The following is a 12548-nucleotide window of genomic DNA, read 5'->3' on the forward strand; positions in this document are numbered from 1 at the left end:
TTTTTGAACAGTCATACAAAAGTACTACATATTGCTAAATTCTAAAAAAAGAATAGAAAGTTAAACAACAATTTATAACAGTTCTAAATAACCTATTTTGCCAATTTATTACTAAACAAGTTGTTATTTTTGTGGAAACTATTTTAAGAATGAAAAACACCTTAATTTTAACACTTTTTACACTTACTTTACTTGGTTCGTTTCAATCAATGAATGCCCAAAATGACACAGCCAGCGTAAAAAGTATAAAAAAACTAATAGCGAAGAAAAGAAGCTATAACAAGTTAAATGGATATGGATATACTGTTCAAATTTATAATGGTACGGAAACTGTTGCAAAAAACAAACTAGAAAACTTTAAATTACTATACCCAAATATACAATCTAAACTTGTTTACGACGATCCAGAATGGAAAGTTCAGGCAGGTAATTACAAAACAAAACTAGATGCAGACAGGGCCATTTTAATATTTAAAAAAGAATTTTCAAATATTATTGTTGTACCTCTAAAAAACTAAACAAATAGTTTATTCAAATGAAAAGCCGAAATTATTTCTAATTTCGGCTTTTTTTTATCAACTTAAAATAGCTTATTTCAATCTCTTTTTTACGGCTACTTCTTTGTATGCTTCTATTATATCTCCTTCAGCAATATCATTGTAATTTTTTATTTGTAAACCACAATCATATCCTTTTGCAACTTCTTTTACATCGTCTTTAAAACGTTTTAACGAAGTTAACAATCCATCATGAACCACAATTCCATCCCTAATTATTCTAACTTGAGAATCTCTAAATATTTTACCAGACATTACCATACATCCGGCAATATTACCAACTTTAGAAATTTTATAGACTTCTCTAATTTCTACGTTACCCGTAATTTCTTCCTTCATCTCTGGAGATAATAAACCTTCCATTGCATCTTTAAGATCGTTAATAGCGTCATAAATAATAGAATATGTTCTAATATCTACTTCTTCTCTATCTGCAACCATTCTGGCATTTCCTTGAGGTCTTACATTAAATCCAACAATAATTGCATCTGAAGCAGTGGCTAATAAAACATCACTCTCTGTAATGGCACCAACTCCTTTATGTAAAATATTTACTTGAATTTCTTCTGTTGATAATTTTTGGAACGAATCTGTCAAGGCTTCTACAGAACCATCTACATCTCCTTTTAGAATGATATTAAGCTCTTTAAAGTCTCCTAACGCAATTCTTCTTCCAATTTCATCTAAAGTTAAGGTTTTTTGAGTTCTAACAGATTGTTCTCTTTGTAGTTGAGATCGTTTAGAGGCTATTTGTTTTGCCTCTCTTTCATCATCAAAAACATTAAATTTATCTCCTGCCTGAGGTGCGCCATCTAAACCTAAAATGGATACTGGTGTAGAAGGACCTGCTTCTTTAAGATTATTTCCTTTATCATCGAACATTGCTCTTACTTTACCGCTATGTTTTCCGGCCAATAAATAATCTCCAATTTTTAATGTTCCTGCTTGTACTAAAATGGTAGAAACATAACCTCTTCCTTTATCTAATAAAGCTTCTACAACTGCTCCTACTGCATTTTTATTCGGATTTGATTTCAGTTCTAAAATCTCAGCTTCTAACAATACTTTTTCCAATAACTCTGGAATCCCTTCTCCTGTTTTGGCAGAAATATCTTGAGACTGAATAGTACCTCCCCATTCTTCAATTAGTAAATTCATTGAAGATAATTGGGTTTTTACATTATCTGGATTGGCATTTGGCTTGTCAATTTTATTAATGGCAAAAATAATTGGTACTCCTGCTGCTTGTGCGTGAGATATAGCTTCTTTAGTTTGCGGCATAACATCATCATCTGCAGCAACTACAATAATTACTAAATCTGTAACTTGGGCACCACGAGCTCTCATGGCAGTAAATGCTTCGTGACCTGGAGTATCTAAGAATGCTATTTTTTGATCTCCTACATTTACAGCATAAGCTCCGATGTGCTGGGTAATTCCACCACTTTCTCCTTCTATAACATTTGCTTTTCTTATATAATCCAGTAATGAAGTTTTACCATGATCTACATGTCCCATTACTGTAATAATTGGTGCACGTGTTATTAAGTCTTCTGGCTTATCTACAACTTCTTCAATAGATTCTTCTACTTCTGCACCAATAAACTCTACTTGATAATTAAATTCTTCTGCAACTATTACTAATGTTTCAGCATCTAAACGCTGGTTCATTGTAACCATCATTCCTAACATCATACATGAAGAAATAATATCTGTTACTGGAACATCCATCATTGTAGCTACCTCACTTACTGTAACAAATTCTGTTACTTTTAGAATTTTGTTATCTAATGCTTGTGCTTCTTGTTCTGCCTCAGATTGCTCTCTTCTGGCATCTCTCTTGTTTCTTCTATACTTAGCTCCTTTACCTTTCGATGATTTTCCTTGAAGTTTTTCTAAGGTTTCTCTTACTTGCTTCTGAATATCAGCTTCTGTAGGTTCCTCTTTCTTTACTGTAGACGGTCTTTGACCTCCTCTAGATTTAAAACCTCCTCTGTTTCCTGGACCTCTACTTCCTTGTCCTCTTCCACCACCTGGTATTGGTCTTCCTACACCAACAGAATTACTAGTAGGTTTAGAAATACGCTTACGTTTCTTCTTCGGATCTGAAGCTGCATCTTTTTTAACCTCTGGTTTTTTCTTTTTTGGCTTTTCAAATTGTTTTAAATCAATTTTCTTACCTGTAAAGTTCGGACCGTCTAGTTTTTTATATTGTGTTTTGATTGCTTCTGCATTTTCTGCAGTTACTTCTTCCGTTGATTTTTCTTGTACTGGAGTTTCTTTTTTTACCTCTACTTTCTTAGCTGTTTTAGAAGCTTCTTTTTCTACCTGAGAAACAGACTTGCTAACTGGAGGCACAACTTCTTTTACAGTGTTTTCTTCAGTTTTATTTTCCGTAGTGTCTTTTACCACTGCATCTGTAGTTGGCTTTTCTACTTTTGGCTCTTTAACAACTTCCTCTTCTTTTTTTTCTGAAGCAACTTCCTGAACAGCATCTTCCTTTTTTGAAGTAGGCTTTCCGGCATTATCAATATCAATCTTTCCTACAGTTTTAAAAGATAATTTCTCTGCTTTAGCTTTAAGAACTTCTTCTTTTTTGGCATCTTCTGCTCTTTTCTGTTCTTGTTTTGCTTCTAGTTCTGCTCGAATAGCTTCTTTTTCTTTTCGCTTTTCTTCTCCAACTTCCTTAGATGCTGCTTTTTTGCTTGCATCTGTTTGGAAACCATCTAGCAGTACTTGATAGACTTCACCAGATATTTTAGTGGTTGGTCTCGATTCTATTTCGTGACCTTTATCCGCTAAATATTCTACCGCTCTATCTAGAGAGATGTTTAATTCTCTTAAAACCTTGTTAAGTCTCGTTGTTTTGCCTTCAGACATATATTATTTTTTAGCCTTTAATTTTGTAAAAATATACATTTTTACGGTTACTCTTTCATTACAAACTATTTTCAATAGCCTATTCTTCGAATTCTTCTTTCAATATTCTATGAACATCTAAAATAGTTTCTTCTTCTAAATCGGTTCTTTTTACCAATTCTTCTACACTGCTTTCTAAGACACTTCTAGCGGTATCTAAACCAATGTTTTTAAATTCTTTTATTATCCAAGCTTCTATCTCGTCACTAAATTCTGTTAACTCTACGTCTTCTTCCTCTAAACCTTCTCTTTTAACATCTATTTCGTAACCGGTTAACTCACTTGCCAAACGGATATTTACACCACCTCTACCAATAGCTTTAGAAACTTCTTCTGGTCTTAAAAGAACATTTACACGTCCTTTTTTACCATTTTTCTCCTCTTCATACATTTCAATTTCCATTGAAGTTACTTTGGCAGGACTTAATGCTCTAGCTATAAATAGTTGCTCGTTTTTTGTGTAATTAATTACATCTATATTTTCGTTTCCTAACTCACGTACAATTCCGTGAATTCTAGATCCTTTTACACCAACACAAGCTCCTACAGGATCAATTCTATCATCATAAGAATCTACAGCTACTTTTGCTTTTTCTCCCGGAATTCTGGCAACTCCTTCTACAGTGATTAAACCATCGAATACTTCAGGAATTTCTTGCTCAAATAACTTATTTAAAAATGCAGGTGCTGTTCTAGAAAGAATAATAGCAGGCTTGTTTCCTCTTAACTCTACTGTTTTAATTACTCCTCTTACATTGTCTCCTTTTCTAAAAAAGTCTGATTTTATTTGTTCACTTTTTGGCAGTACAATTTCATTACCTTCATCATCTAATAAAATTATAGCATTATGTCGAATATGGTGAACCTCTGCACTATACAACTCGCCTTCTAATTCTTTAAATTGCTTAAATATATTTGTGCTATCGTGCTCATATATTTTAGAAATTAGATTTTGACGCAGTGCTAAAATTGCTCTTCTTCCTAAATCAATTAACTTCACCTCTTCAGATACATCTTCTCCAATTTCAAAATCTGGCTCAATTAACCTTGCTTCAGAAAGTTCAATCTCTTCATTATCATCTTCAGAAAACCCATCTGCTACTACCACTCTATTTCTCCAAATTTCTAAATCTCCTTTATCCGGATTTATAATAATATCAAAATTATCATCTGAACCAAACTTACGCTTCAATGCAGCTCTAAAAACCTCTTCTAAAATAGACATTAATGTTACTCTGTCTATACTTTTATTATCTTTAAATTCTGAAAACGAATCAATTAATGCTATATTTTCCATTACATTTTTGCTTAAAATACAATTTTAACTTTTGCTTCTTTAATATTATTATATGCTATTGTTGCTGTTTTTTCTACAGTAACTTTTCCTTTTCCAATAGGCTTTGGCTCTCGCGCTTTCCATTGTAAAATAATTTCATGATCATCTGCAGATGTTAAAGTACCTTCAAACTCATCTTCTGCAGTGGTCACTTTTAGTATTCTATTTAAATTTTTTCGATATTGACGCTTTACTTTTAATGGATGCGAAATATCTGGGGTGGTAACCTCAAGAGAAAAATCATACGTTTCTCTGTCTATATTACCATTAACATGCTTACTTATGCGTATACACTCGTTCAACGGAACGCCTTGATCTCCGTCTACAACAACTTGAATTTTCTCATTTGTAGAGACAGAAAAATCTATTAGAAACAGCGACTCATTCTCTGCTAAAGCTTCTTCTACTAAAGATTTTACCGTTGTGTGATTCATATAAACTTTTAAAATAAAGTATAAAAAGAGGGGACTTTTAAGTCCCCTTCTTTCTTCATTTACTATAAATTTCGATGCAAATATACAAATTGTTTATGATTTACCAAACCTACTGTAAATCAATATTTTTTCAAAATTATAAAAACTACCCTTTTTCATCTGTAAAAATGATTTTTAAAAGTGATTTTTCGAGGTAATAAGACTCAAAATAGTTCGCTATAAAGTAAAATCTGTACTCATAAAATTTGATGCTTTCGAAGTTGCCAGTTCTTGTAAAATAGTATAATTATGAGCTGTTTCTTTGGTTGCTACAAGGGTGGTAATAGAAAAAGAACGTAAAGCCTCAGTTACACTTAAAGTTGCAACTGCAGAATCTTTTCTACCTGTAAACGGAAAAAAGTCAGGACCACGTTGGGCAGCACTATTTATATTTACCCTGCATACTAAATTTACCAAACTATCTACTAAAGGAGCCAATGTGCTTACATCACTACCAAAAATACTTACCTGTTGCCCATAGTTTGATGCAGCCATATCGTTTAATGGTTCTTGAGAATCTTTAAATGATAAAATTGGGACTACAGGACCAAATTGCTCTTCCTTAAAAACCCTAGCATCTTTAGAAACAGGATATAATACTGCAGGAGTAATGTAATTTTCAGAAATAATACCTCCTTTTTTATTGATAATTTTAGCTCCTTTTATTATGGCATCATCTATAAGTTCTTTAATATAAATGGGTTTATTAGGCTCTGGTAGTGGTGTTAGAGACACATTACTTTCCCAAGGATTTCCAAACCTTAATTTAGCTACTTTTTCAGAAAAAAGCTTGTTAAATTGATGGATGATAGATTCATGAACATAAATAACTTTTAAAGCAGTACAACGCTGACCGTTAAAAGACAGTGCTCCAGATACACACTCTTTAACAGCTAACCCGATGTCTGCCTCTGGCAAAATAATTGCCGGATTTTTTGCCTCCAAACCAAGCACTAATCGCAACCGATTTTTGTAAGGATGATTTGCCGATATTGCATTTGCCGATTTACTGTTGCCTATAAACGCCAAAACTGTTACCAAACCCGTTTTCATAATAGGAGTTACTAAGGTTTTTCCGCTCCCATAAATAATATTTACAACTCCTGCTGGAAAACTTTTCTGAAAAGCTTCTAACAAAGGCGTAAATAACAGAACACCATGTTTTGCTGGTTTAAAAACAACGGTATTTCCCATAATTAATGCAGGTATTAATAGGGCAAATGTTTCATTTAGCGGAAAATTATATGGTCCTAAGCACAGCACAACTCCCAAAGGACCTCTTTTTATATGGGCGTATATGCCCTCTTCTTTTTTAAAATTTGATACCTCTTTATTTAATTGTTTACAAGATTCGATGGTGTCGTACACATACGCAATTGTTCTATCGAATTCTTTTTCAGACTCTTGTAGAGTTTTTCCTACTTCCCACATCAGTAACTTTACAACTTCTGCTCTCTTTATTTTAACCAAAGAAACAAATTTTTCTAGAGCTAAAATTCTATCTTCTAATGGTATTGTTGGCCACAAACCGCGACCGCTATCATAACTTTTTTCAGCTGATTTTAAAGCTTCTAAACCTTCAAAAGCAGTTAAATTAGGAATAGTTCCTAACAATGTAGGTTGGTATTTTTTTGTGGATGAGATAGAAGAATACACCGAGCTTACATCTCCTTTCCACTCTTTTAATTGACCGTTCACCAAATAAGTGTTCTGATGGATTAAAGAGGTTATCTGGTACTTTTTGGGCACTTCTTTAAAAGTGGTATTCATCTTACTAAATTGTTAGATTTTAATTGGATTTAAAAGCAATGTAATTTTTGTCAAAATTAATTAAAATTTCACTTACAAGTAAAGGTGAAAATTGTTAAAATAAAGTTGTCTTACTATCAAAAAAAAGAATACATAAAAAAGTAAATTTCTTATTGCAACTTCATTTTTAAACCAACTTAACTACTTTAACTTTATACCAAAAACTGAAACAAATCTGGTTTATCGTTTAAATATTCACCAAAAAAATTACGCGCTTTCATTCGTGAAATTAGAGGTTGTAGGTCTTCAGAATTTTTTAACTCTAACCCAACTACAGCGGCACCATTTTCTCTATTGGTTTTTTTAGTGTATTCAAAGTGAGTAATATCGTCATTCGGACCTAAAATATTTGCAACAAATTCTTTTAAAGCTCCGGCTCTTTGAGGAAACTTTACAATAAAATAATGCTTTAGATTCGCAAATAGCAATGCTCGTTCTTTAATTTCTGCTGTTCTTGTAATATCATTATTACTACCACTAACAATGCATACAATATTTTTACCAATTACATCTTCTTTAAAATAATCTAGCGCAGCAATACTTAGCGCACCTGCGGGTTCAACTACAATAGCATCTTTATTGTACAGGTCTAAAATAGTTTGGCAAACCTTGCCTTCTGGAACTGTAATTACTTGTGTTAAATTTTGTTGACAAATAGCAAAGTTTAAATCTCCAACTCTTTTAACAGCAGCACCATCTACAAAAGAATCAATGGTCTTTAAAGCGGTATTTTTTTTAAATTTAATAGATTTCTGCATAGACGGCGCACCGAGTGGTTCAACTCCTATAATTTTGGTTTTTGGAGATAAATATTTAAAAACACTCGATAATCCTGCAGATAAACCACCTCCACCAATTGCAACAAATACATAGTCAATGTCTTTTTTAGATTGATCTAAAATTTCTAGTCCTACCGTTGCTTGTCCTTCTATAACTTTCTCATCGTCGAATGGATGAATAAAGGTCTTGTTTTTTTGGTCACATTCTAATTTTGCCGCATTAGAGGCATCGTCAAAAGTATCGCCTTCAATAACAACATCAATATAATTTTCTCCAAACATTTTAACCTGACTTATTTTCTGATTTGGTGTAGGAGAAGGCATAAAAATAGTTCCTTTAATTTTTAATAATCTGCAAGACAACGCAACTCCTTGTGCATGATTTCCTGCAGACGCACAAACAATACCTCTTTGTTTCTCATCTATGGTTAAGGAAGACATTTTATTGTAAGCACCTCTAATTTTATAAGATCTCACTACTTGCAAGTCTTCTCTTTTAAAAAAAACATTTGCACTAAACTGCTTAGATAGAGTTTTATTTTGTTGCAATGGTGTTTTGTAAGCAACCGTTTCTAAATTTTTTGCAGCAACTTTTATGTCTTGTAATGTTGGGTAATATAGTTGATTATTTTGCATATGTAAACCTATAAAAAACCCTTCAGTTTTTTGTACTGAAGGGTTAAAAAAATGTATTAAACTCTATTTTTACGCCTCAGATTTTATCACTTTCATTGCAGTCATAGATGCCCTTAGTTTTGCACCTACTTTTTCTACTGGGTGATTTCTAATAATATTATTAATTCTAATCAACTCCTGATTATCAACTTCATTAGAATCTGAGAATTTTTTACCGATAACATTTGTAGAAACCGATTTCATAAAGTCTGCTAATAATGGTTTACAAGCGTGGTCAAACAAATAACATCCATATTCTGCAGTATCTGAAATTACACGGTTCATTTCAAATAGTTTTTTTCTTGCTATAGTATTGGCAATTAACGGCGTTTCATGCAAAGACTCATAATATGCAGATGCGTCTATTATACCCGACTCTGTCATTGCTTCGAAAGCCAGTTCTACACCAGCCCTAACAAAAGCAACTAGCAATGTACCATGGTCGAAATATTCTTGTTCTGAAATTTCTTTTTGTGTAATTTGTTGTTTCTCGAAGGCAGTTTCTCCTGTTTCGGCTCTCCATTTTAGTAAATTTACATCGTCATTTGCCCAATCTTCCATCATTGTTTTCGAGAAATGACCTGTCATAATATCATCCATATGTTTTTGAAACAACGGACGCATAATCTCTTTTAACTCCTCAGAAATTCTGAAAGCCTCTATTTTTGACGGATTAGAAAGTCGATCCATCATATTGGTAATTCCGCCATGTTTTAGAGCCTCTGTAACGGTTTCCCAACCATACTGAATTAATTTTGCAGCATAGCCAGCATCTATTCCCTCTGCTACCATTTTATCAAAAGATAAAATGGCCCCGGTTTGCAACAAACCACATAAAATAGTTTGCTCTCCCATTAAATCTGACTTTACTTCTGCTACAAAAGAAGACGCTAAAACTCCGGCTCTGTGACCACCTGTTCCTGCTGCATAAGCCTTTGCTTGCTCCCATCCTTTATTTTCTGGATCGTTTTCTGGATGCACAGCAATAAGAGTAGGCACCCCAAAACCTCTTTTATACTCCTCTCGAACCTCTGTACCTGGGCATTTTGGAGCAACCATAATTACAGTTAAATCCTTTCGAATTTTCATTCCCTCTTCAACAATATTAAAACCATGTGAATAAGACAATGTAGCCCCTTTTTTCATTAGAGGCATTACAGCATTTACTACGCTTGTATGCTGCTTATCTGGTGTTAAATTAATTACCAAATCTGCTGTTGGCAATAGCTCTTCATAAGCACCTACTTTAAAATTATTTGAAGTAGCGTTTAAATAAGATTGTCTTTGTTGATCTATTGCTTCTTGTCTTAAAGCATAAGAAATATCTAACCCAGAGTCTCTCATATTTAAACCCTGGTTTAATCCTTGTGCTCCACAGCCCACAATAACAATTTTCTTTCCTTTTAATGCGTTTACTCCTTCTTCAAACTCTGAAGAATCCATAAAACGGCATTTTCCTAATTGCTCTAATTTTTCCCTTAATGTTAATGTGTTAAAATAATTTGACATTGTATTTATTTTAGTTGTTGTATGTTTCTAATAATGTTGAAATTTTCATTTCGTCTTTGGTTACTGCAATTCTTCCCGAACGGGTGTATTGCATAATACCAAAAGGTTTTAGTTCTCTGTGTAATAAATCTATTTCTTCTTTTTTACCAGATTTCTCAAGTACAAAAAATTCTTTATTTACAGTAACTATTCTTGCACTACTCTCTTTAATAATATTTTGAATTTGGCGTTCTTCAAATAATAAATCTGACTTAATTTTAAACAACCCAGAAATTTGATAAATTGTTTCATCATCGTCATGATAATACGCCTTTATAACTTCTACTTGTTTTTCTATCTGACCAATAATTTTTTTAATATTTTCTTCCTCTACATTTACAACAATAGTAAATCTAGAAACCCCCTCTATTTCTGAAGATGAAATATTTAAACTTTCTATGTTAATGCCTCTTCTTTGAAAAATTGCAGACACTCTATTTAATAATCCAATATTATTTTCGGTGTACACAGACACGGTAAATAATTGCTTTTCTGTATTCATTTATTATAATTTTTAAAAGCCATAAATGATGGTAGCTCTTTTGTAAAGAATACCAATCGTTACTTTACTTTCATTTTTTTTCATCTACTGATATAATTCTTAGGCCAATCTAACTTCAGAAACACTTGCTCCTGATGGAACCATTGGAAAAACATTGTCTTCCTTTTCTACACAAACCTCTAAAAAATAAGCTTCTTTACTTTCCATCATTTCTTTTACGGCAGCTGCCAATTCTTCTCTTTTAGTTACTTTTCTAGCTTTTAAATAATACCCTTCTGCAATAGCTACAAAATTAGGATTGGTCATTTCTGTGGAAGCATATCTTTTATCAAAAAACAATTGTTGCCATTGTCTTACCATTCCTAAAAATTCATTATTTAAAACCACAATTTTTACTGCTGCTTTTTGCTGAAAAATGGTTCCTAATTCTTGAATTGTCATTTGATAGCCTCCATCACCAGAAATAGAAACTACTTCTCTTTCTGGCGCTGCCATTTTAGCACCAATGGCTGCTGGCAACCCAAAACCCATAGTTCCTAAACCACCTGAAGTAATGTTACTTTTTGTTTTATTAAAATCGGCGTATCTACATGCAATCATTTGATGCTGCCCTACATCTGTAACAATGGCTGCTTCTCCTTTACTTTGAACATTTATTTCATTTATAACTTCTCCCATTGTTAATCCTTGTTTTGTGGGATGTAAGTCGTTTTTAATTACTTTTTCGTATTCGATAGCATATAAATCTTTAAACTTCTGATGCCATTCAGTGTGAGCGTTTTTTTGTATGAGTGGTAAAATTAGAGACAAGGTGTCTTTAGCATCTCCTAAAACCGCAATGTCTGCTTTTACATTTTTGTTTATCTCTGCCGGATCAATCTCAAAATGAATTACTTTTGCTTGTTTTGCATACTTACTTAAATCTCCAGTAACCCTATCATCGAAACGCATTCCTATTGCAATTAAAACATCACACTCATTCGTAAGTTTATTAGGTGCATAATTTCCATGCATTCCTAACATACCTACATTTAAAGGGTGAGAAGTTGGTAGTGCAGACGCGCCTAAAATGGTCCATGCTGCAGGGATACCTGCCTTTTCTACTAAAGCTTTAAACTGTTCTTCTGCTTCACTTAAAATTACTCCTTGCCCCCAAACAATAAAGGGTTTTTTAGCACTGTTAATTAATGTTGCTGCTGCTTCTAGGCTACCTTCAACAGTTTTTGGAACTGGTACATAGCTTCTAACTTTTAAACATTTTTCGTAAGAAAAATCAAACTCTTCAAATTGAGCATCTTTTGTAATATCTACTAATACTGGCCCTGGTCTTCCACTTCTTGCTATATAAAAAGCTTTTGCTAGAGCAGCAGGAATATCTGCCGCTTTTGTTACTTGACAGTTCCATTTAGTAACAGGTGTAGAAATACCCACAATATCTGTCTCTTGAAAAGCATCGCTACCCAACAAATGTGAAGGAACTTGCCCAGTAATGCATACCATTGGTGTAGAATCTATTTGTGCATCTGCAATACCAGTTATTAAGTTTGTAGCTCCTGGTCCTGAAGTAGCAATTGCTACACCTACTTTTCCTGAAATTCTAGCAAAACCCTGTGCAGCATGAGTTGCCCCTTGCTCATGACGTGTTAACACATGGTGTATTTTATCTTGATATTTATACAACTCATCATAAACTGGCATGATAGCACCACCAGGATATCCGTAAATAATGTTAACATCTTCTGCAATTAATGATCTAACAATTGCCTCACTACCAGAAATTCTTTCTGTAATTTTTGGTGTAGTTTGTTTACTTTTTATGGTTTCTGTTGCCATATGTTATTTATTTGATAAAGAAGAAAAAAGGGAATTATAGATCATTTCTAAAAACTGCTTATTTCCTTTCTACTGTTTTGGTGATTTTTTACTTGATATTTATTTTAAACTGAAAAC

At 33.0% G+C, this 12548-nt stretch carries 9 protein-coding genes; 1 reads left to right on the top strand and 8 read right to left on the bottom strand.

What is annotated here, in order from left to right; genetic code table 11:
- Positions 1–149 precede the first annotated feature (149 nt).
- The gene (locus tag WHD54_RS05325; RefSeq protein WP_088324016.1) at positions 150–518 is read left to right on the top strand and encodes a hypothetical protein; all 369 of its coding nucleotides are present in this window, start codon (positions 150–152) and stop codon (positions 516–518) included.
- 72 nt (positions 519–590) lie between these two features.
- Here the strand turns inward: WHD54_RS05325 and infB are convergent, their stop codons facing one another.
- From infB to ilvB, 8 genes are all read right to left on the bottom strand, one after another.
- Positions 591–3437 (bottom strand): translation initiation factor IF-2, encoded by a 2847-nt coding sequence (gene infB, locus WHD54_RS05330; protein WP_088324015.1) that lies wholly within the window; start codon positions 3435–3437, stop codon positions 591–593.
- Between the two features lie 79 nt (positions 3438–3516).
- On the bottom strand, positions 3517–4773 hold the full coding sequence (nusA, locus tag WHD54_RS05335) for a transcription termination factor NusA (RefSeq protein ID WP_088324014.1): 1257 nt from the start codon (positions 4771–4773) through the stop codon (positions 3517–3519).
- An 11-nt stretch (positions 4774–4784) separates the two neighbouring features.
- Positions 4785–5246: a ribosome assembly cofactor RimP gene (gene rimP, locus WHD54_RS05340; RefSeq protein ID WP_088324013.1), complete on the bottom strand. Its 462-nt coding sequence runs from the start codon at positions 5244–5246 to the stop codon at positions 4785–4787.
- A gap of 216 nt (positions 5247–5462) precedes the next feature.
- A complete protein-coding gene (locus WHD54_RS05345; protein WP_088324012.1) occupies positions 5463–7055 on the bottom strand; it encodes an NADP-dependent glyceraldehyde-3-phosphate dehydrogenase in 1593 nt (530 codons plus the stop codon).
- A 191-nt stretch (positions 7056–7246) separates the two neighbouring features.
- A complete protein-coding gene (gene ilvA / locus WHD54_RS05350) occupies positions 7247–8509 on the bottom strand; it encodes a threonine ammonia-lyase IlvA (protein ID WP_088324011.1) in 1263 nt (420 codons plus the stop codon).
- A gap of 69 nt (positions 8510–8578) precedes the next feature.
- On the bottom strand, positions 8579–10057 hold the full coding sequence (gene ilvC / locus WHD54_RS05355; protein ID WP_088324010.1) for a ketol-acid reductoisomerase: 1479 nt from the start codon (positions 10055–10057) through the stop codon (positions 8579–8581).
- A 10-nt stretch (positions 10058–10067) separates the two neighbouring features.
- Positions 10068–10598 (bottom strand): acetolactate synthase small subunit, encoded by a 531-nt coding sequence (gene ilvN, locus WHD54_RS05360; RefSeq protein WP_088324009.1) that lies wholly within the window; start codon positions 10596–10598, stop codon positions 10068–10070.
- A 99-nt stretch (positions 10599–10697) separates the two neighbouring features.
- Entirely contained in the window at positions 10698–12431 is a 1734-nt protein-coding gene (gene ilvB / locus WHD54_RS05365; protein ID WP_088324008.1) for a biosynthetic-type acetolactate synthase large subunit, read from the bottom strand.
- Positions 12432–12548 lie beyond the last annotated feature (117 nt).

It is taken from the genome of Polaribacter tangerinus (assembly GCF_038024095.1).
GTDB lineage: Bacteria > Bacteroidota > Bacteroidia > Flavobacteriales > Flavobacteriaceae > Polaribacter > Polaribacter tangerinus.